The organism is Nocardia terrae (genome assembly GCF_009760405.1).
Lineage (GTDB): Bacteria > Actinomycetota > Actinomycetes > Mycobacteriales > Mycobacteriaceae > Nocardia > Nocardia terrae.
Window position 1 is genome coordinate 669,681 of the sequence record NZ_WRPP01000005.1, and the last position, 21,167, is coordinate 690,847.

Sequence of the window (21,167 nt, forward strand, 5' to 3'; positions counted from 1 at the left end):
GGCCAAAAGCATGCCGGAATGACGAGGGTCGATGACCAGGGTTGATGACGAGGGTCAGAGTCGCCGCAGATGGATGGGCAGCCCGTCCGCGGGGGTAGGCCCGGTACCGGCGACCAGCGGCACCTCGTAGCCGGACGGGACAGACCAGCGGTAGTTCAGCAGCATGCGGTGCATGGTGGCCTTGACGGTCATGCTGCCGAAGTAGCGGCCGATGCACTTGTGCGCGCCGCCGCCGAAGGGCGGCCAGGCGTAGCGGTGCGATTTGTCCTCGGCGCGGGCGGGATCGAAGCGTTCGGGGTCGAAGACGTCGGGGTCGTGCCAGTACGCCTCGTTGCGCATCATGGAGTACGAGCCGACCATCACCAGTGCGCCCTTGGGGATGAAGTAGCCCGCGATCTCGGTGTCCGCCAGGGCTTCTCGCACCATCTGGCCGACGGGGGCGTACATGCGCAGCGTCTCGCGGAAGGCCATCTCCAAGCTCGGGAGCCGGTCCAGATCGGCGTAGTCGAGGGTGGGTTTACCCAGCGCCCGCGACTCCTCGCGCAGCCGGTCCTGCCACTGCGGGTGGCGGGCCAGCTCGTAGGCGAGCATGGAGATGGCCAGGGTGCTGGTGTCGTGGGCGGCCATCATCACGAAGATCATGTGGTCGACGATGTCGGCGTCGGTGAAGGATTCGCCGTCCTCGGTCTCGGCGTGGCAGAGCACACTGAACAGGTCGTCGCCCTCGCCCGCACGCTTGGCGGGCAGTTCGCGGCGGAAGTAGCCCTCGAGCAGTCTGCGCCCGCGCAGACCCCGATTCCACACGCCGCCGGGCATATTCGTGCGGATGATGGCCTTGCCGCCGTGCACCGCGTCCTCGAAGGCGCGCGAGAGCCGGGTGGCCTCGGGGCCGAGTTCCGCGCCCGCGAACACGACGGTGGCCTGCTCCAGCAGCATCCGCTTGACGTGGTCGTAGAGCGGGAAATCGGGGGCGGGCCGCCAGGAGTCGACGCCGCGCACGATGCGCGGGGTGGTGAGGTTGAGGTAGCCGACGAGCCGGGGCCGGGTGAACGCCTGCTGCAGGATGCGCCGATGGAACGAGTGATCCTCGAAGTCGCGCAACAGGATTCCGCCGCGGAAGAACGGCCCGATGAGGAACTCCCAGCCCTGTCGCGCGGAGAGCACGTGCTTGCGGTCGAGCAGCACGTCCTCGACGGCCTCCGGTGAGCCGATGCCGACGACCTGCCGTCCGAACACGCCCATCCACTGCACCGGGCCGTAGAGCTTCATCCGCTCCCGGCTGAAGGTGAGCGGATCGGCGAGGGTGGCCACCACGTGGCCGACACCGGGCGGGCCGTAGTCGCCCATCACGGGTTTGAGCCCGCTACCCGGCGGCGGGGTCGCCAGCGCGCGCGGCACGGACGGATAGCGCTCCAGCACTCCGGCGGCCCGGCACTGAATTCGGTGATTCACCACGGCTTTTCGCACAGCCATGCACCAACGGTAGCGGAAACGGGCATATCCGTAAACGGTCGTTTCCCGATTTCTGTGCCAAGCTGTCAAGGTGACGCGAGCTTTCAACGGGACCTATCGCGGCACCTCGACCGATGAGCGCCGCGAGCAGCGCCGACGGCGGTTGCTGGACGCGGCGCTGGAAATCGTCGGGACGCAGGGGCTGGCCGCGCTGACCGTGCGCGGGGTGTGCGAGCAGGCGAAGGTGGGGCCGCGCTTCTTCTACGAATCGTTCACCGACCTCGACGCCTTGGCCGCGGCACTGCTGGACGAGGTACAGGGCGAGGCGCTGGAGCGAGCGCGCACCGCCATCGTCGACACCCCCGGCGGGCCGGAGGAGAAGCTGCGGGCCGGGGTGGCCGCGCTCATCATCGGCGTGACCGACGATCCCCGGCGGGCGAACATCGCCTTCGCGCAGGCGTACGGCAGCGAGGCGCTCATGCGCCGCCGGTTCGAAGGCATGCGTCAAGTGGCGCAACTGCTCATGGAGCAGACCCGGGTGCTGCTCAACCGGCCCGAGGGCGACGACACGGCCCTGACCGCACTGGCGCAACTGATCACCGGCGGCGCGGCCGAACTGATCCTGGTGTGGCTCGACGGCGGCCTGAAGGTCGAGCGGCCGGTGCTCATCGACATCGTCGCGGATTACGTTGTGGCCATGGTGGATCGGCTACCCGGGATGACCGAGAAACTCACCTGAGCCGGCGACTATCTCGTCCACCACGATCTTGGCGGTTTCCGCGCAGGCCGTGATGCCCCCGTTGGCGTACTCTTTGACCGCGTCGCCGACGTTCCACAGATTCGCCAGCGGGGTGTCGTGGGGCAGGTCGTAGCCCGCGACGGCGCGCTGGGGCGGCCAGTCGTCGCGGGTGACGGCGATCGACAGGAGGCGGGCGTGTTCGAAGCCGCGGATCTCCTCGCGCAGATCCTGGAGCACCAGTGCGGTTTCGGCCTCGGAGTCGAAGTCGCCGACCGAGGGTTTGGGCACGCCCGTGCCGACGTAGAGGTGCCAGCCCGGCGGGGCCAGCTCCGGGCAGGTGGCGGTGAGGTTGGCGACGAAGCACAGCCGCCGGGTGCGCGCGAAGCTGAGCAGACCGGGGGCGGTGATCAGAGGTTCCCGGCTGGCGAAGTTGACCGAGATCATGGCGCAGGGCAGGTCGCGCTGCAACACGGTGCCGACGTAGTCGGAGGGAAAGTGTTGCGGGCCGACCAGATCCATGGTCGCCGACGGGCCGATGTCGCTGATCGCGAGATCGCAAGCGACATCGAGGGTTTCGCCGCCGCGACGAATGCGTGCCCCGGTGACGCGGTCCCCCTCGACCAGCAGCCGCCGCACCTCGCTGTCCAACCAGATCTCTCCCCCACCGTGTTCCACGACTTCGGCGAGGGATTTCCAGAGGCCGATGGTGCCCTCGGGACAGAAGCCGAACTTCTTGAACGCGGACTTGCGGGTGAAATAGGTGAGGAACACCCGTGCGGGCAGCTCCTCCGAGTCGACGGCGAAGATGGAGCCGCACATATTGCGGAAGATCCCTTGTACCGCATCATTTTTGGTGTACCGGCGCACCCACTCGGCGGTCGAGAGCTCCCGGTCGGGCAGCCCGGCGTCCTCGCGGGCCGCGCCGATTCCGGTGAGCAGCCGCGCGCCGTGGCGGGTCAGCTGTGAGATGAGCAGTCCCCAGCCGCCGCTGGAGACGTCCACGTCGCGGCCGTTGATGCGGTACAGGATCGGCGGATCCACCGGGCGCACTTCGAATTTGGCGCCGACCTCCTGGAAGGTCTGTTCGGTGACGCCGCCGATCTCGACCACGACCGCGCCGGTATTGATGGTGAAACCGTCGAGCTCATCGGTGGAGGCGCGGCCACCGACCCGGTCCAGGCGTTCGACCACCAGGGTGTGGTAGCCGTGGTGGGAGAGCCGGGCGGCCGCGCACAGCCCGCCCACCCCGGCTCCGACAACCAGTGCGTCCCACGTGTTCTCGCTCATGGCGAGGCTCCTCGCGCAGGCTCAGCCCGCTGGATTGACCCCCGGCTGAGCGTCGGACATATCGGTAATACGACTCCAATTCTCTCGCACCTCGTCCAGCGTCGGGACCGCACTGAACAAGACGGGCTTGTTCGCGAACAACTGGACCCGATGCACCGCGCCGCCGCCGACCACGAAGGTCATGCCGGAATCCTGGTTGTCCTCGCTGACCAGGTAGCCCACGATCGGGGCGACCTGGGCGGGCGGCAGCTTCTCGAGGAACTCGGCCGAGGCGATGTCGGCGGTCATGCGGGTGGCGGCGATGGGGGCCACGGCGTTGACCTTGATGTCGTACTTGCGGCCCTCGATGGCGAGGGTGTTCATCATGCCGACCAGTCCGAGTTTGGCTGCGCCGTAATTGGCTTGGCCGAAGTTGCCGTACAGGCCGGAGGTGGAGGTGATCATGACGATGCGGCCGAAGCCCTGCTCGCGGAAGTGGCCCCACGCGGCGTGGGTGACATTGAACGAGCCGAACAGGTGCACGCGCTGCACGGCCTCGAACGCCTCGGGGGTCATCTTGCCGAAGCTGGTGTCGCGCAGGATGCCGGCATTGTTGACCACGCCGTGCACCGCGCCGAAGCTGTCGAGCGCGGTCTGGATGAGCGACTGCGCGCCCTCGACGGTGGCGACGCTGTCGTAGTTGGCGACCGCGGTGCCGCCCGCGGCCTTGATCTCCTCGACCACCGCGTCGGCCATGCTGTGCCCGGACCCACTGCCGTCACGGGCGCCGCCGAGGTCGTTGACCACGACCTGCGCACCCTCGCGGGCCAGCAGCAGCGCGTACTCGCGACCCAGGCCACCACCGGCTCCGGTGACGATGACGACGCGATCGGTTACACCAGGCATTTGTCTCTCCTTGCCGAATACTGTGTTCCTTTCGGAAACTAGCAGCCGCGATCCGAGCGGTTTGTGCTGGCCGCCACACTCGTCGCGGAACTGGTCAGTCGATAGGGTTGGTGTGATGACTCCGCATCTGCACCAGCTCCACCCCGAACTCGCGCGGACGCTGCCCCATGTCCGGCTGGGCACGACCCCGACACCGGTGCGGCGGCTCGCGGCGCTCGACACGGTCGGCGCGGATATCTGGCTCAAGGACGACAGCATGTTCGGCGACGGCGGCTGGGGCGGCAACAAGGTGCGCAAGCTGGAATGGCTGCTGCCCGACGCCCTGCGCCAGGGGCGGACCACCATCGTGACCGTGGGCGGGCTGGGCACCAACTGGGGGCTGGCGACCGCGCTCTACGGGCGCGAGCACGGAGTGAAAACCGTTCTGGCACTGATCGATCAGCCGGTCGACGAGCATGTGCGGGCACAGCTGGAGCGGTTGCGGGACTCCGGGGCGGAACTGCACTTCACCCATTCCAAGGCCCGCACCATCGCGAGTGCGCCCTGGCTGCTGGCCCGGCATTTCTCCGGCTTGCGGCCGCCGTACTTCCTGCCCGCGGGCGGGTCGTCGGCGGTGGGGGCGCTCGGATACGTGGAGGCGGCACTGGAATTGGCCGAGCAGGTGCGGGCCGGGGAGCTGCCGGAACCGAGCCACATCGTCATTCCCGTGGGTTCGGGCGGGACCGCGGCCGGGCTGTCACTGGGGCTGCGGCTGGCCGGGCTCGCGACGCGAGTGGTGGGCGTGATCGTGAACGACACCCTGCGACTGGACTCGACGACACTGTCCAAGCTGGCGGGCCGATGTGAACGGCTGCTGCGCAAGCGCGGGGCCCGCCCTCCCGAAAACCTCTCCCCCACCGCCAATCTCGACATCGTGACCGAATACCTCGGCCCGGGATACGGCCATCCGATGCCGGAAGCCGCTACCGCGCAGGCCCTCTCGGCCGATCGGGAGAACATGACCCTGGAGCCGGTCTACACCGCCAAGGCCATGGCCGCGCTGCTGGATATGAACGCGCACGGCCGGTTCGGCGACGGTCCGGTGGTGTATCTCAACACCAACGGACCGCGCTGACAGCGGACACCGCATCTCGGGCGCTCAGGCCGCGGCGAGCTTGGCGGCCAGGAATTCCTCCCAGGTCCGTTCGCCCACAGCGTGATCCGGGGTCAGGTTGGCACCCGCCGCGTAGACGCGCGACGCCTTGCCCGGAGCCTTCAGCGTGAACACCGCGCGGCGACGGCCCGTGGCGTCGAGGTAGCTGCGCTCGAGCTCCTTCATGGTGTAGATCTTCGGCCCGCCGATCTCGGCGACGTAGCCCGCAGGCTCGCCCAGCGTCAGTTCCACCAGACGCGCTGCCACCTCGGCGGTCTCGATGGGCTGGAACCGGAAGTCGAAGGCGGGCACCAGCGGCAGCTTGCCCATGGCCGAGACCATGGTGAACAGCAGATCGTGGAACTGGGTGGCGCGCAACGTGGTCCACGGCAGGCCCGAATTCTCCACCACCAGTTCGGCATCGCGCTTGGAGGCCATGTAGGCCATGGTCTGGCGGTCGATGGCGCTCTCCACCGGGACCCGCTCGGCGCCGACGACCGAGATGAAGACCAGGTGCGGGAACTCCCCCGCCGCCTCGATCGCGTCGACCAGGGTCCGTGCCTTCTCGCCGTCGCCCTTCTGGGTGCCCGCCAGGTGCAGCACGGTGTCCGCGCCCGCCACCGCCGCGGCGATACCCTCGCCGGTCTGCAGGTTCCCGGCCACGTATTCGATCCCGTCGCTCGCCTCCCGCGCGGTCCGGCTCAGCACCCGCACGGTGACTCCGGCCTCGCGCAGCAGCGGGGTGACCAGCTTGCCCAGCGTCCCGGTTCCACCGGTAACCAGCACCGTCTTCGCCATGATGACCATCTCCTTCGTCGATGTCGCGACGCCGTCTCGAGGGCGTCCTGCCAGGTTGACGAGGCACCGCCACCGGGTGTGACACGACGTGACCCACAGCACATCCCGGCCCCGTCGTACGCTGGCCGCATGCCCGATCTCCGTTCCGCGCCGCAGCTCGACCGCCTGCTGGAACTGGTCGCGGGGCGTCGCCTGGCCGTGCTCACGGGGGCGGGCATCTCCACCGACAGCGGCATTCCCGACTACCGCAGCCCCGAATCGCCGCAGCGCACGCCGATGACCTATCAGCAGTTCGTCGGCGATCCCGTTTTCCGCCAACGGTATTGGGCTCGCAACCACGTGGGCTGGCGTCACATGGACGCCGCCCGGCCCAATCCCGCCCATCGCGCCCTGGCCAGGCTCGAACGCGCTGGCATCGTGACCGGGCTCATCACCCAGAACGTGGACCTGCCGCACACCAAGGCCCGTCAGCGGCGGGTCATCGACCTGCACGGCGTCTACGCGCGCGTCCGCTGCCTGACCTGCGACGCGCTGACCTCACGAATGTCACTGGCCGAGCGCCTGGAAACGGCCAATCCCGGATTCGCCGACTCCCACCGGGTCGACGGGCTGGAGGTGGCCCCCGACGCCGACGCCGTGGTCACCGACACCGACCGCTTCCGCATGGTCGACTGCCTCGAATGCGGCGGACTCCTGAAGCCCGACATCGTCTACTTCGGCGAATCCGTGCCCAAACCTCGCGTCGCCGCGGCCTTCGACCTGGTGGATTCGGCCGACGCCCTGCTCGTGGTCGGGTCCTCCCTCACGGTGATGTCCGGTCTGCGATTCGCCCGCCGCATCGCCAGATCCGGTCGTCCGGTCGCGATCCTGAACCGCGGTCGCACCCGGGCCGACGAGCTGGCGACCCTCACCCTCGATACCGGATGCGCCCCGGTCCTCACCGCCCTCGCGGATGCCCTCGCCCCCGATTGATTCCGGCAATCCGGGTATCCGGTGCCGTGTGGCAGGTTTCAAAGGACGTTCTGCCCTTGGACCGATCGGTCGCGGTGACGAGTCTGGATGGTGACCGACGACCGAATCCACACGCGGATAATGTCATTCGAGAGGACCACACCATGAAGCCACTGTCGGAATCCCTGACCGAGCTCGCCGCCAAGGTGAAGCACTTCGAGGAATCCTCCGCCGCCACGCGGCAGCGCGAAGGCCACGAGTTCGAGAAGACCACGGCCGAACTGCGCGAGACCGCACAGAAGTGGTGGGCCGACACCCGAGAGGCCGTCGAACACCAGATCAGCGTGATGCGCACCGACTTCGAGAAGTGGCAGGCCGACCTGAAAGCGCAGCGCGCGAACGAAGCCGCCCAGCTGACCGACAAGTCCAAGACCACCGAACCGTCCACCAAGAACTGATCACCCGACCGCCCGAAACCGACAAGGGGTTTCGGGCCCGGAAGTTCAGGAAGCCGGGCGGCACGATGCCGTCCGGCCAGCCCGGCTGGGCACCGGTCTCGTACTGACCCGTCAGGTGGTGGTAGCCGGTCGTCGCCGGCGGCCATTTCAGCGTGACGGCATTGCCGTTGATCGGCGTGTGGGTGGTGCGTGGATTTCAGTTTGCGAATGGCACTGTTCACCGATCGGCGATCGGTCGCATGCCCCCCGGTTTTGGGGACGACTGTTCCCGCCCGCGAACCCCATTGCGCGGGTTATGAATCGGAGTCGAGCAGCGCCAGATAGTGGGAGACCGGTTCGAGGGTGAGCAGACCCGTGCCCGCTCCGGCCAACTCGCCTGCGGCCGGGGCCAATTGGTCGCGCAGCCGCGCCATCGTCGGGCGCTCCCGCAGGGCGGCGGCTGCGCGCGCCAGCAGGCACAGGCGCAGTTCCAGGAGTATGTCGCCGGGCGGCTCGGGCAGATCCAGCAGAGCCGTTCTCGCCTCGGCGTGCCTGTGCTGTTCGACGAGGATGAGCGGAATCGCCCAGGGGGCGTGGGGACCCAGGTCGGCCGGGCGTACCGCGGCGACGGATTTGTCGTGGCGCAGGCGCAGGCAGAACAGGGCCAGCGCGAGCAGGCCGCGGTGCAGGCCGGGCATGGCGGTGCCGGGGTGGGCGGCCGAGGCCGAGCGGTAGGCGGCCTCGGATTCCTGGTAGGAGGCCGAGATCGAGGTGCGCAGGGCGGTGTACCAGCGGGTGAAGAAGGGAGCCAGGGGCAGATCGTAGCGTTCGGCCAACTCGTCGACCGCGCGGGCGTGATGGTCGGCGGCATCGAAATCGGCTGTGGCGCTGAGGGCTTGGACGCGGATGAGATGGCCCAGGACTTCGAAGGTGATCAGGTCGTGGGCGCGGGACACGGCGATCAGGTCCGCGCCGATGGCGGCGCGCCGCGGGGCCAGACCGGCGCGGTGGAAGGTCTGCAGGAAGCGGGCGTTCAGGGTGAGCGCCCGCAGAGCCGGGTTGTCGAGTTGGGCGGCAAGGGATTCGGCCGCGTCCACGGCGGCTCGGGCGCGGCCGGGGTCGGTGGCGCGCAGTTCGAGGGCGATGGCGGCGAGCAGGCGGCAGCGGAGTTCCGGGTCCGCGGTGGGTATTTCACGAAGAGCGCGTTCGGCGGCGTCCACGACCGTTCGGGCCAGGTCCGGGTCGTCGGTCTCGGTCCAGACGGTGGGGATGTCGAAGGCGACGATCACGCGGGCGGTCACGTCCGGGTCGCCGAGGGCCTCGGCGGTCCGAATGGCTTCGGCGCGCAGGGTTCCGGCCTGCGGCAGGCGTCCGGTGATGGCGAGGGCGCGCACCAGGCCCATGGCCGCTTCGAGCTGGGCGCGGATGTCACCGGCACGCTCGTAGGCGGTCACCGCATCGGCCCACAGGCGGGCGGCCTCGTGCACGGCGAAAACCCGTTCGGCCGCCAATGCGGCCGCCCGCGCGTACTTTCCGGCTCTCGGCGCGGTACCCCGCGTCCCCGCGCGCACGAAGTGATGGGCCAGCACGGCAGGATCGGCGTTTCCGGCAGCTTCGAGCAGAGTTCCGATCTTCGCGTGCCACGAGGACCGGCGGGGTGCGGGAATGTCCCCGTAGACGACGTCCCGCACCACGGCGTGTACGAAAACCACATCCGCCGAGCCGGATTCGTCGAGAAACCCGGCACGCGACGCCGCCGACACCGCCGCGATCACGAGTTCCTCGTCCCCGGCCAACTCGACGAGCAACTCGACATCGACCTCCGCCCCGATCACCGCGGCCTGCGCAAGCACAGCTCGTTCGTCCTTGGACAGCCGCTCCAGCCGATGCCGCACCACATCCCGCACCCCGGCCGGAACCGAGTCCAGCGCCGTCTCCCCCTCGTCCCACCACAGCCGCGCCAGCTCTCGCGTATAGAACGGATTCCCTTGCCCGCGAGCATGAATCCGCCGCACCGACGCACCGTCGATCCCGACCCCGACGACGCCGCGAACCAGCTCCCCCGTCGCCTCCACATCGAGTCCACCCAACTGGATGCGGACCGGCTCGACCCGTGCCAGGCGAGCCAGCGCCGCTGCCAGTCCGGCCTCGACATCGGTGCCGCGATAGGTGCCGACCAGCAGCACCGGCCCCTCGACCGGTGTCGTCGCCAAAGCGGCGAACAGCTCGAGGGTCTCCGCCCCGGCCCAGTGCAGATCATCGAAGACGACCAGCACCGGCCCACGCCCCGCGGCGGCACCCAGACGGTCCACGGCCGCCTGTCGCGCCCGGAACCTCCCCAGTGCAGGATCGGCTCCCCCGCTTCTGTTGTCCGCGAACAGGTCGACGCCGCCGAGGGCCTCGCCCGCAGCCCCCTCCACCGAGATCGGGTGCGGCAATGCGCCGGCCTCGCGATCATCGACCGCCGCTGGTCTCCCTCGCCCCGCGGCAGCCAAGGCCGAGACGATCCGTGTCCACGGCCAGTCTGCCGGTGCACCGCTGTCGGCCGGGCTGGCTCCCCACCCGACGATCCATCCACGCTCACGCAGTGCCACCGACATCGCCCGGGCCAGTGCGGTCTTCCCCGCTCCTTCGATGCCCGAGATCAAGACCGTGCGCGCCCGCCCCGACCGAATCGACTGCTCCGCAACCTCTTTCACAGTTGCCATCTCATCGGCGCGACCCACGAATTGCTCAGACGCGTCGACGCCTCCGCCAGCGGCCGATACGAAACCATCCCGGCCGACGGCCGACCGTCCACCCGACGATTCGAGTGCAGCCGGGGCCATCAGGTGCGACGCCTGGGCCAGAACGTCGGCTTCCAGCTGGCGTAAGCCCTGGCCCGGGTCGACGCCGAGTTCTTCGCGGAGGTTGCGGCGGACCTCGCGGAGGGCGGCGAGGGCGTCGGCTTGGCGGCCGGCGCGGTAGCGGGCCAAGGCCAGTGTGTGCCAAGCGGGTTCGCGGAGGGGGTGGTCGTGCAGGTGGGATTCCAGGGCGGCGAGCGCGTCGGTGTGGCGGCCCAGGTCGGTGAGGGTGCGGGCGCGGAGTTCGACGGCGAGGGAACGTAGTTCGTCCAGTCGGGCGATCTCGGCGCGCGCCCAGTGCCGGTCGGTGAACTCCGCATATGCGGGGCCCTGCCAGAGTGACAGGGCGGCATCGAGATCCAGCAGGGCCGCATCCGGATCGAGCGGGGCCGAGGGGAAGGCTTGCGGCGCATCGAGCGCCGCCTGGCCGGGGGAACCCTCGACCGCCGAGCGGACCAGCGCCTCGAACCGACCCGCGTCCACCCGGTCGGCGGCGAGCCGGAGCGCGTAGCCGGGTGCGGCGGTGACGAGCAGGCGGGCGGGCTCGCGCGGGCGACGGGCGGGCTCGAGGATGCGGCGCAGGTCGGAGACGAAGGTCTGGATGGTGCCGTTCGGGTCGCGGGGTGGTTGCTCCCACAGGTCGCCGATGAGCTGGGCGAGCGGGACCACGCGGCCGTGCGCGATGAGCAGCCGAGCCAGCAGCGCGCGGTGCCGCGGGCCTTTGAGGGCCAGCGGTCCGCGCTCGTCCCGGGCCCGCAGCGGGCCCAGGACCTCGAAAGTCACCACGTCGGCCGACTCTATCGGCTGCGGCGGACAAGCCCGGCGAACCGCCGCCGACCGTCACTGAGTCGCTGCTGACCGATTGCTGCGCGCCCCGGGCGAACCTCGTCCGGTACCCCCGCCAACCCCGGAAGGAACACCCATGAGCCCCCGCATCCCCGGATTCGACTATCAGCGCGTCACCGTCGCTGACGGCGTCACCCTCGAGACCGCGGTGGCCGGTTCCGGTAGCCCGATCGTGCTGCTGCACGGCTTCCCGCAGACCCACCTCATGTGGCGGCATGTCGCGGCCGATCTGGCGGCGGACCACACCGTGATCTGCCCGGATCTGCGCGGCTACGGCAGCAGCGACAAGCCGGCGGACATCGACGGGCAGACCTACGCCAAGCGCACCATGGGAAACGATATCGTCGCGCTCGCAAAGGCTTTCGGCCATGAGACCTTCGCGCTGGCCGGGCACGACCGCGGCGCGCTGGTCGCCGTCCGCACCGCCCTCGACCATCCCGAGCACGTCACCCACCTGGCGTCGCTGGACGTACTGCCCACCCTCGACATGTGGGAGGTGATGCACGGCCTGACCGGCGCCATCGGCTTCCACCTCTATCTGATGGCCCAACCGGTCGGCCTTCCCGAGCAACTCATCGGTGCGAGTCCCGACGCCTTCTTCGGCCACTTCCTCGACACCTGGACCCGGAACCCGGACGCCATCCCGGCCGATATCCGCAACGCCTACCTCACGGCCTGCCGCAATGCCGTCCCCTCGATCGTCGCCGACTACCGCGCCTCGGCGAACATCGACGTCGAGCACGACCGCGCCGACCGCGCAGCGGGCAACACCCTGCGCATGCCGGTCACCGTCCTGCAGCAGGACTGGGGTTCATTCCTCGGTTTCGATGCCGTGAAGCTGTGGAGCACATGGGCCCCGGACCTGAAACACGACACCGTCACCTGCGGTCACTTCATGGCCGAGGAGTCCCCCGCCGAAATCATCAGCGCCCTGAGGGAATTGATGAACCGCCAGCGGGGTTTCTAACACGCCCGCGTGGGGGTACCGCTGCCGGTCGGGAGCCCTCGGAGAATATTCGCGATCGAAGTGAAGGCGGAGCTTCCGGTGGAGATCAGGTTGGAGCTTCCCGTGAGGGCCGTGATGCCCGAGCTCCCGGTGTTGTTGCCGTGGGCTGCCGCATAGCTGTAGTCGAACGTCATCTGGCTGGTGGTGCCGTCCGCGTCCTTCTGGGTGGCCACGATGTGCAGGTCGCCACTCGCATCGGTGACGTTGATGTCGGCGCCGTAAGTGCCCCCGCCCTCATTGAGACCGCAGGTCGGGGACGGGACGAAGGGGCTGCCCGCCAGGGTGACCCCGTTGACCATGATCGCCACCGGAGCCTGCGTGGTCGACTCCACGAGGATGCCCACCTGCGAACCGCACGTGCCGCCGTCGTCTCCGCCGCACACCCCGACGAGGTAGGTGATCTTCGCGGAGGCCGGGGCCGCGTTCATCACGAGCCCGGCGGTGGCCGCGGTCATGATCACGATCGTTCCGAAGCTCTTGCGGGACAGTGCCATTGCTCTCATCGGCGGTGAATCTCCTTGCCTGCTCCCGGGAGTGTCACGGGATTCCGGCAGCCTATCCAGCCTCAGGATATCTGAAATGACAATCCTTCAAATAGCTGTGCCCCCACTTTCCGGGGATCCAGCTCCGAGCGGAGGTTGGATCTCGCGCTGGTCACGCACCTCGAGCCGCCGCACCAGCGCGACCAGCGCCGCCCGCAGGGCCTCGGGGTTGTCGGTGTCCGCGCCCAGGATCATGCGGACCACCTGCGGCGCGGCGAACCACCAGGCCGCCAGTGCCGCGACCGCGTAGAGCAGATAGCCGGGGGCGACGTCGTCGGTCAGCGTTCCGGCCCGCTGGGCGGTGGCCAGCGCGGCCACCTTGTCCGCGTAGTGGGAGGCGCGCGCGGATTCGGCGGGCAGTTCACCGTCCTGCGGCTGCAGCCCTTCCCAATACATCAGCCGCAGGAACTGCGGGTGCGTGCGATGGAAGTCGAAGACATGCCCGGCGTACTCGGCCAGGTCCCCGGCCTTGTCGGCCGAGAGCGGGCTGGCGGCGGCCAGTTGTTCGAGCTGGTCGGTGAGCACGGCCTCGAACAGGCCGCGCTTATCGCCGAAGTACTGGTAGATCCGCTCCTTGTTGATACCGGCGCGGGCCGCGATGGCGTTCACCCGGGCACCGTCGGGTCCGCGTTCGGCGAACTCGTGCACCGCCGCCTCGAGCAGCAGCCTTCTGGTCCTCTCGGTATCCCACGCCATGCCCCCATCCAACCATCTCCAACCGCACGGTTGCGGTTGGGCTCGCGGCTGTGACAAACTCCAACCATACGGTTGCAACCATCTGGTTGCGGATTGAACGAGGAGGCGTCATGCCCGAATTGCGCTCCCGCACGGTCACCCACGGACGGAACATGGCCGGGGCCCGCGCCCTCATGCGGGCCAGCGGCGTGCCGTCGGCGGATATCGGACGCAAGCCGGTGGTCGCCATCGCGAACAGCTTCACCGAGTTCGTGCCGGGTCACACCCACCTGCAGCCGGTCGGCCGCATGGTCTCCGAGGCGGTGCGCGAGGCGGGCGGCATCGCGCGCGAGTTCAACACCATCGCCGTGGACGACGGAATCGCCATGGGGCACGGCGGAATGCTGTACTCGCTGCCCTCGCGCGACCTGATCGCCGATTCCATCGAGTACATGGTGAACGCGCACTGCGCCGACGCCCTGGTGTGCATCTCCAACTGCGACAAGATCACTCCCGGCATGCTCATGGCCGCCATGCGCCTGAACATCCCGACCGTGTTCGTCTCCGGCGGCCCGATGGAGGGCGGCACCGCGGTGCTGGTCGACGGCACCGTGCGCAGCCGCCTCGATCTCATCGTCACCATGTCCGAGGCGGTGTCCCCCGACGTCTCCGACGAGGACCTGGCGCTCATCGAGGAGAACGCCTGCCCCACCTGCGGTTCCTGCGCGGGCATGTTCACCGCCAACTCCATGAACTGCCTGACCGAGGCGCTGGGCCTGGCGCTGCCCGGCAATGGCACGACCCTGGCCACCCACACCGCCCGCGCCGAGCTGTACCGGGCGGCTGGGCACACGGTGATGGACATCGCGCGGCGCTACTACGACGCGGACGACGCGTCGGTGCTGCCTCGGAACATCGCCTCCCGCAAGGCTTTCGACAACGCGATGGCTCTCGATCTGGCCATGGGCGGTTCCACCAATACGGTGCTGCACCTGCTGGCCGCTGCCCAGGAGGCCGGGCTCGACTACAACCTCACCGACATCGAGAAGATGTCACTGCAGGTGCCCTGCCTGTGCAAGGTCGCACCCAATGGCGACTACCTGATCGAGGACGTGCACCGCGCGGGCGGCATCCCCGCGCTGCTGGGCGAGCTGAACCGCGCCGGCCTGCTGCACCGCGATGTCCGTGCGGTGCACGCGGATTCACTCGACGGCTGGCTGGCCGAATGGGACGTCCGCGCCGCCCGCCCCGCCACGACCGCCCTCGAACTGTTCCACGCGGCACCCGGCGGCAAGCGCTCCGCCACCGCCTTCTCCCAGTCCGAACACTGGCACACCCTCGACCTGGACGCCGCCGAGGGCTGCATTCGCGATGTCGCCCACGCGCATTCGCGCGACGGCGGCCTGGCGGTGTTGCGCGGCAACCTGTCCGTCGACGGCGCGGTCGTGAAATCCGCGGGCGTCGCCGCGCACATGCACACGTTCACCGGCCCGGCCGTGGTGGTGGAGTCACAGGAGGAGGCGGTCGAGGCGATCCTGTCCAAGCGCATCACGGCGGGCGATGTCCTGGTGATCCGCTACGAGGGCCCGCGCGGCGGGCCGGGCATGCAGGAAATGCTCTACCCCACTTCGTATCTGAAGGGTCTCGGCCTGGCCGGAGAATGCGCCCTGATCACCGACGGCCGCTTCTCCGGCGGCTCCTCCGGCTGCTCCATCGGCCACATCTCCCCCGAAGCGGCCGCCGGCGGCACGCTCGCCCTGGTCCACGACGGCGATTCGATCACCATCGACATCCCGTCGCGCACTCTCACCCTGCACGTCGACGACACCGAGCTGGCCACCCGCCGGGCGGAGTTGGAAGCCAACGGCGGATACCGCCCGCGCAACCGCGACCGGCAGGTCTCGCTGGCTCTGAAAACCTATGCCCTGCTGGCCACTTCGGCCGACAAGGGCGCGGTGCGCGATCCCGCCAAGCTCGCCGATTGAGCCCCGACGCCGCCGATGCCGAACGCGTCCCGCCGCTGTGACGGTCACCGACCACGGCGTCGGCCGGCTCGGCACTCGGCGGCGCGGTCCGGGTGAGGACGCGCCATCACGACTCCCGCGCCGCCACAGTTCATTGCACCACCCGGCCGATGCCCGTATGCCGCGACCTGCGGTAAGACCGGCAGTTCCGGACCTGGTCAGCCGGTGACACTCGCCACGACGAAGCTGGCGACCGTCGTTGTGCTGCCGCCGATATTGACCGTGCCGTAGCGGTGGACGTCGGGGAGTTGGAAGTCCCCCGCCTGCCCGGTGACCTGCTTGTAGGCGTCGAGCAGCATGCGCACGCCGGTCGCGCCGACCGGGTGGCCGATGCCGATGAGGCCGCCGCCCGGGTTGATCGGGAGGCTGCCGTCGCGGGCGATGGCGCCGGACTCCACCGCCTTCCAGCTTTCGCCGGGGGTGGTGAGGCCGAGGTGGTCGATGGCGACGTACTCGGACACGGAGAAGCAGTCGTGCACCTCGATGCCGTCGAGCTGGTGGATATCGGCCAGACCTGCCCGGGACAGGGCATCGAGGACCGCGGTGCGGACGTGGGGGAAGACGTAGGGTTCCGAGGCCGAGACGCGGAACTTCTCGGCCAGCGGGAGACCGACGGTGCGGTGTCCCCAGCCGGAGATGACGGCGACGGGCCGGATATCGCTGTGCTGCAGGAGGAATCGGTCCGAGACCAGGATGACGGCGGCCGCGCCGTCGGTCATCTGGCTGCAGTCCTGGCGGCGCAGCATCCCGGTGACCGGCGGATTGGCGGTGTCGTCGGCGGTGAAGCTGGCTTCGGCGTATGTCCAATCACGGGTTTGCGCAGCGGGATTCCGCCGTGCGTTGGCGATATTGAGTTCGCTGATCGCACGCAGGTGAGCGGGGTCCAGGCCGTAGCGGCGGTCGTATTCCTCGGCGATGGCGGCGAATTGGGTCGGCCAGACCAGGTCGGTGTCCCGGGCCTCGTGACCGGCCCAGGCCGCCGCACCCATGTAGGCAGCCGCCTGCCCGCCGGGCACGGTCTTCTCCAGTTCGGCGCCGAGTACCAGCGCGCAGTCGTAGCGCCCGGATTCGAGGTCGGCCATGGCGGCCAGCGCGGCCATGCTGCCGGAGGCGCAGGCGGCCTCGTGGCGGGAGGCCGGGACACCCCACAGATCCGGGTGCACGGTGGCGGGCATGCCGCCGAGATGGCCTTGGCCGGTGAACAATTGGCCGAAGGCATTGCCGACGTGAACGACCTCGATCGAGGTGGCGTCGAGCCGCGCGTCGGTCAACGCGGCCTCGAGCACCTCGCGAACGAGTGCGTCGAATCCCAGACCGGCGCGATGCCAGTTGACGGCGAAATCGGTTTGAGCGCCGCCGAGAATATGCACGGACACAGGGTCCTCCTGCCATCGATGAAGGGGTCAGAGTTTGTCGCGCAGTTCGCGGCGCAGTATCTTGCCGACCGGATTGCGCGGGAGCGCGTCGGTGATCTCCAGGCGCTCGGGCAGTTTGAAGGAGGCGACCTCGCGTGATCTCAGGTGCGCGACGAGATCGGCGAGGGTGACGCTCGCACCGGGCGCGGGAACCACGACGGCGCAGCACTTCTCGCCGAGGACGGGGTCCGGGTAGCCGACCACCGCCACGTCCGCGACGCCCGGATGGTCGCTGAGCAGGCCCTCGATCTCGGCGGGCGCGATGTTCATCCCGCCGCGGATGATGATCTCCTTCACCCGGTCCACGAACCGCAGATAGCGTCCGTCCTCGCTCAGCTCGAAAATGTCTCCGCTGCACAGGTATCCCTCCTCGTCGAAGGGCTCGGTGCTCGCGGTCCCCGGCAGGTATCCGCCGAACACGGCCGGGCCGCGCAGCCGCAGCTCCCCGCGACCGCCGACCTCGGTCACCGTCTCGCCGGTGGTGACGTCGACCAGTTTCACCGCGGTCCGCGCGGCCAGCCGGGTGGACCAGCGCGTCCCGGCCGCCGCGTAGTACGGCAGATGCTGGGCCCGCAGCATCGGATCCGGGATGTCGGCGGGTGCGCCGAGCAGGCTCACGCCTTCGTTGGAGCCGAAGAAGTTGATCACCTGAATACCCAGCTCCTGCTGCCATTGCCGCACCACCGGCGGCGACAGCGGCGCGCCGCCCGACCCGACCGTGCGCAGCGACGACAGATCCGCCTGCGCGCGCAGAGCCTCATTGCGTACCAGCATGGTCAACAGGGCGGGCGGCATGGCGGTGTGGGTGACCCGGTGTTCGGCGATCTGCCCGAAGAACACCGGCAGGTCCAGCGGCTGATGCTGCACCAGATGCCCACCCGCCAGCAGCCACGGCAGGAACGACCCCGCGAACCCGGCCATGTTCACCATCGGAAACGGATTGAGCACCACCGACTCCGGCGAGACCGCGAGCCCGTCCTGTACCCCGCCCGCCACGGCCAGCCAATCCCCATGGCAGCGCGGCACACCCTTGGGCCCGGCCTCGGTGCCGCTGGTCCAGCAGATAGTGACGCGATCGTTCACCGTGACGGTGAGCTCGGATGCATACGCCCGCACCCGCTCCCGCGCCTCGGCGTCGACCTCGTCGCCGATGGCAGCCCTCGACCCGCTCGGACCGTCCGACATCGCCACGCCATCACCGGTGTCGGCAACCGAGTCCGGACGCTGTGGCCCGAAAGCAAAGACGAGGCGCTTGCCTCCGGCCACGGTCAGGGCTTCGGCTGCCAGGTCCCGATCTCCCAGCCGCCCAACGGTAATGATCGCCTCCGCGTCGGTCGCCGCGACGATTCCGGACAGCTCGTGCCCCCGGAACGAGACCGGCATCGGGGTCGCCACCGCCCCGAGCCGCCACAGCGCCAGGTAGACGGCGGTCAGCGCGACCGAGTTCGGCAGCTGGACGGCCACCGTGGAGCCCTGGCGAATACCGTTGGCCAGCAGGACGGCCGCGATGTCGGTGACGTGGTCGTCGAGTTCGCGCCAGGTCAGGGTGCGCGGTTGCGCACCGGTCAGGTCGGCGAGGTTGGACGGGTCGGTGACGGCCGGGGCGTCCGGGGCTTCGGCGACGCGGTGCGCGAAGACCTCCGGGATCGTCTCGGCCTGCCACCATCCGCGTTCGAGGTAGTCGCGCGCGGTTTCCTCGGGGTGGCACCGGAGGACGCCCGGCGCGGAAGTGGCTGTGGAGACGGAGTTTTCGACCATGGGGTCCCCTGATGATGGGTGGGTCCGGGAGTTTTCTTCGGGCGGTGGCGATTTCACGACATGCGGCGCACCACCATCGCCGAGCCCAGCCCGAGCGCGGCCGGTATCGCGACCAGCGCGTGTTCGCCGTCGCGCCGCCGCAATTCGTCCAGGGCCTGGGTGAGCAGGATCCCGCCGGTCGCGCCCAGCGGATGCCCGACCGCCACTGCCCCGCCGGACGGGTTCACCCGTGCCTCGTCGAGTCCGAGTTCACGCATGAGCGCCAACGGTGTGACGGCGAAGGATTCGTTCACCTCGACCACATCCAGATCCCGGGCCGAGATCCCCGCCCGCTGCAAGGCGACCCGGGCCGCGCTGACGGGCGCGGTCAGCAACGGCGACCGCACCGCCGTCTGAGCCGTGCCCACGATCCGCGCCACCGGCGCTCGCCCCAGCAGGTGCTCGGCGCGCCGATTGCCCAGCAGCAGAGCCGATGCCCCATCCGCCAATTGTGGCGCGGTGGCGATCGTGTGCAGCCCGCCGACCGGAAACGCCGACCCCGGCAGCCGCCGCGCCACCCGCTCCCACGAGGGGTCCGCACCGAACAGCGTGGGCAGCCCCGCGAACGCCGACACACAGGCATCCGCCCGCGCCCCTTCGTCGGCGGCCAGCACCACGCTCCCGCCCTTGTGTACCGGAACCACCGACCCCGAACCCACTGCGGCGCTGGCCTTCCGATGCGACCGCACCGCGAACGCGTCCAACTCCGCCCGCGTGATCCCGTACTCCGCCGCCGTCACATCCGCCGAAACCCCGATGGTCACGAACCCGGTCCGCTCCCCCAGACCCGCATCCACCGCGATCCCCGGCCGATCCGCCAGCATCGGCACCCGCGACATCGACTCCACCCCACCCGCGACCACCAGATCCGCGAACCCCGCCGCCACCCGCGCCGCCCCAGCCTCCACCGCGTCGAGCCCGGAACAACACAGCCGCGAAACCACCGCCCCAGGAACCGAATCCGGCCACCCCGCCCACAACAGCGCGGCCCGCCCCACATCCCCGCCCTGCTCCCCGACCGGGGTGCTCACCCCCACGATCAGGTCATCCACCGCCGCGGGCGGGCAACCCCGCACCTCCAGCCCATTCAGCAACTGCCCGAACAGCTCGTACGGCGGCACCTCGGCCAAGGTGCCGCCACCCTTGCGCACCCGCCCCCGTGGCGATCGCACCGCGTCATAGACGAACGCCTCACTCATCCGCACGCCCCGCTCGGATCTCGGCCAGGGCTTCCAGAGTGCGTTGACCGGACGGATCGTCGGCCGTGGTCACCGGCACGATGACCACCTCGTCCACACCCGCATCGCGGTATTCGGCGAGCCGGGCCGACAGCGTCGCCGCGTCACCGAATATGCCGACGGCGGCGGGCAATTCGTCAGGTATGGCCGCCAGCACCTCGCGCGGATGGGCACCGCCGCGCGCGAGGGAGACGATGTCACCGAACCCGGCCTCGGTGAACATGGCCTCGTAGCCGGGTGCGCTCAGGTAGCCGACGATGCCTTGGCGGACGGTCGTGAACATGTCGGCGTCGGGATCGACCGCGGCGGTGACCCACACCGAGACCGGCGGCGCGGGCCGACCGGCGCGGGCCGCGAATTCCCGTACCGCCGAGACGCATCGGGCGGTCTGGGCGGGCGTGACCAGGTTCAGGACCACCCGATCCGCACAGCGGGCCGCCACCTCGAGCGCGCGCTGCCCGAACGCCGCCACCACGATCTCACCGCCAACGCGTCCGGCCTCGGGTCTTCCCCGCACACCATCCGAACCGATGCGGTCCGAATCCGTTCGGCCGGTAGTGGATCCGACGCTGGGCCAGCCGCGGATCGCGGCGGCGGGGCCGAGCACCTCGCGAGCGAGGGTCGAGCGGAGAGCGGGCAGGCGGAGGCGGAAGCCGCGAACGCGTTCGATCAGGCCGTCGTATTCGACCTTCTCACCCGCCAGCAGGGCGCGGACGATGCGGGTGGCTTCGTCCAGATGTCTTGCGGTGCGGTGCCTTCGGCGGCCGTGCCAGTCGCGGACGACGACCGTGCTGGAGGTGCCGAGGGCCACGTCGACCGGGCGGCCGGTGAGGGCCGCGACGGTGGCCGCGCCCAGGGCGATGGTGGCGGGGGTGCGGACGCCGATCGGCAAGGGGCCCAGGCAGAGTGGGATGGCGCCCGGGGATCGGCCGATGGCGGTGGCGAGGGCGAAGGCGTCGAAGGTGGCCATTTCGCCGATCCATAGTCGGTGGTAGCCGAGTTTGTCGGCGGCCGCCGCGACATGGAGGGCATCGAGGGGTTCACGGTTCTGCCAATAGGGAAGACTGACGCTCAAATATGGAACGGTCACGCAGACAACC

General features: G+C 69.7%; 17 protein-coding genes. 6 read left to right on the plus strand and 11 right to left on the minus strand.

Features of this window, described 5'->3' with window-relative positions; all coding sequences use genetic code 11:
• Positions 1–54 precede the first annotated feature (54 nt).
• Positions 55–1,473 carry a cytochrome P450 gene (locus GPX89_RS27190; protein ID WP_235948056.1) on the minus strand — a complete coding sequence of 473 codons (1,419 nt, stop codon included), beginning with the start codon at positions 1,471–1,473 and terminating at the stop codon, positions 55–57.
• 70 nt (positions 1,474–1,543) lie between these two features.
• Between GPX89_RS27190 and GPX89_RS27195 the strand changes: the two genes are divergently transcribed.
• Positions 1,544–2,191, plus strand: coding sequence for a TetR/AcrR family transcriptional regulator (locus tag GPX89_RS27195; protein ID WP_328602356.1), 648 nt, complete (start codon positions 1,544–1,546; stop codon positions 2,189–2,191).
• Here the strand turns inward: GPX89_RS27195 and GPX89_RS27200 are convergent.
• Positions 2,162–3,478, minus strand: a complete 1,317-nt coding sequence (locus tag GPX89_RS27200) for a phytoene desaturase family protein (RefSeq protein ID WP_157390465.1) — start codon at positions 3,476–3,478, stop codon at positions 2,162–2,164. The genes GPX89_RS27195 and GPX89_RS27200 overlap by 30 nt on opposite strands.
• A 21-nt stretch (positions 3,479–3,499) precedes the next feature.
• Positions 3,500–4,363: an SDR family oxidoreductase gene (locus tag GPX89_RS27205; protein WP_157390466.1), complete on the minus strand. Its 864-nt coding sequence runs from the start codon at positions 4,361–4,363 to the stop codon at positions 3,500–3,502.
• A 115-nt stretch (positions 4,364–4,478) separates the two neighbouring features.
• Here GPX89_RS27205 and GPX89_RS27210 point away from each other — a divergent pair, with 115 nt between their 5' ends.
• Positions 4,479–5,477, plus strand: a complete 999-nt coding sequence (locus GPX89_RS27210) for a 1-aminocyclopropane-1-carboxylate deaminase/D-cysteine desulfhydrase (protein WP_157390467.1) — start codon at positions 4,479–4,481, stop codon at positions 5,475–5,477.
• Between the two features lie 24 nt (positions 5,478–5,501).
• Here GPX89_RS27210 and GPX89_RS27215 read toward each other — a convergent pair whose 3' ends face one another.
• Positions 5,502–6,293, minus strand: coding sequence for an SDR family oxidoreductase (locus GPX89_RS27215; RefSeq protein WP_157390468.1), 792 nt, complete (start codon positions 6,291–6,293; stop codon positions 5,502–5,504).
• A gap of 129 nt (positions 6,294–6,422) precedes the next feature.
• Here GPX89_RS27215 and GPX89_RS27220 point away from each other — a divergent pair, with 129 nt between their 5' ends.
• Positions 6,423–7,265: an NAD-dependent protein deacetylase gene (locus GPX89_RS27220; protein WP_157390469.1), complete on the plus strand. Its 843-nt coding sequence runs from the start codon at positions 6,423–6,425 to the stop codon at positions 7,263–7,265.
• Positions 7,266–7,408: 143 nt separating this feature from the next.
• A complete protein-coding gene (locus tag GPX89_RS27225; protein WP_157390470.1) occupies positions 7,409–7,702 on the plus strand; it encodes a hypothetical protein in 294 nt (97 codons plus the stop codon).
• Positions 7,703–7,995: 293 nt separating this feature from the next.
• Here GPX89_RS27225 and GPX89_RS43960 read toward each other — a convergent pair whose 3' ends face one another.
• Positions 7,996–11,310: a BTAD domain-containing putative transcriptional regulator gene (locus GPX89_RS43960; RefSeq protein ID WP_198347611.1), complete on the minus strand. Its 3,315-nt coding sequence runs from the start codon at positions 11,308–11,310 to the stop codon at positions 7,996–7,998.
• A gap of 136 nt (positions 11,311–11,446) precedes the next feature.
• On the opposite strand from GPX89_RS43960, the gene GPX89_RS27235 reads away from it, so the two are divergent.
• Positions 11,447–12,337, plus strand: coding sequence for an alpha/beta fold hydrolase (locus GPX89_RS27235; RefSeq protein WP_157390471.1), 891 nt, complete (start codon positions 11,447–11,449; stop codon positions 12,335–12,337).
• On the opposite strand, the gene GPX89_RS27240 is transcribed toward GPX89_RS27235, so the two are convergent.
• Both GPX89_RS27240 and GPX89_RS27245 read right to left on the minus strand, forming a co-directional pair.
• Positions 12,334–12,879 (minus strand): hypothetical protein, encoded by a 546-nt coding sequence (locus GPX89_RS27240; RefSeq protein ID WP_157390472.1) that lies wholly within the window; start codon positions 12,877–12,879, stop codon positions 12,334–12,336. The two genes, GPX89_RS27235 and GPX89_RS27240, sit on opposite strands and share 4 nt — an antisense overlap.
• Before the next feature lie 87 nt (positions 12,880–12,966).
• Positions 12,967–13,614, minus strand: coding sequence for a TetR/AcrR family transcriptional regulator (locus GPX89_RS27245; RefSeq protein WP_157390473.1), 648 nt, complete (start codon positions 13,612–13,614; stop codon positions 12,967–12,969).
• Between the two features lie 110 nt (positions 13,615–13,724).
• On the opposite strand from GPX89_RS27245, the gene ilvD reads away from it, so the two are divergent.
• The gene (ilvD, locus tag GPX89_RS27250) at positions 13,725–15,578 is read left to right on the plus strand and encodes a dihydroxy-acid dehydratase (RefSeq protein WP_157390474.1); all 1,854 of its coding nucleotides are present in this window, start codon (positions 13,725–13,727) and stop codon (positions 15,576–15,578) included.
• A gap of 197 nt (positions 15,579–15,775) precedes the next feature.
• Here the strand turns inward: ilvD and GPX89_RS27255 are convergent, their stop codons facing one another.
• From GPX89_RS27255 to GPX89_RS27270, 4 genes are read right to left on the minus strand one after another with little or no spacing between them, the layout of a single operon-like run.
• Positions 15,776–16,987 carry an acetyl-CoA acetyltransferase gene (locus GPX89_RS27255; protein ID WP_328602382.1) on the minus strand — a complete coding sequence of 404 codons (1,212 nt, stop codon included), beginning with the start codon at positions 16,985–16,987 and terminating at the stop codon, positions 15,776–15,778.
• A gap of 33 nt (positions 16,988–17,020) precedes the next feature.
• Complete coding sequence (locus tag GPX89_RS27260; RefSeq protein ID WP_157390475.1) at positions 17,021–18,790, minus strand: class I adenylate-forming enzyme family protein; 1,770 nt, start codon at positions 18,788–18,790, stop codon at positions 17,021–17,023.
• A gap of 53 nt (positions 18,791–18,843) precedes the next feature.
• A complete protein-coding gene (locus tag GPX89_RS27265) occupies positions 18,844–20,028 on the minus strand; it encodes a thiolase family protein (protein WP_157390476.1) in 1,185 nt (394 codons plus the stop codon).
• Positions 20,021–21,157 carry an LLM class flavin-dependent oxidoreductase gene (locus GPX89_RS27270; RefSeq protein ID WP_328602357.1) on the minus strand — a complete coding sequence of 379 codons (1,137 nt, stop codon included), beginning with the start codon at positions 21,155–21,157 and terminating at the stop codon, positions 20,021–20,023. Before GPX89_RS27270 ends, GPX89_RS27265 begins: the two co-directional genes overlap by 8 nt.
• Positions 21,158–21,167: the final 10 nt, after the last annotated feature.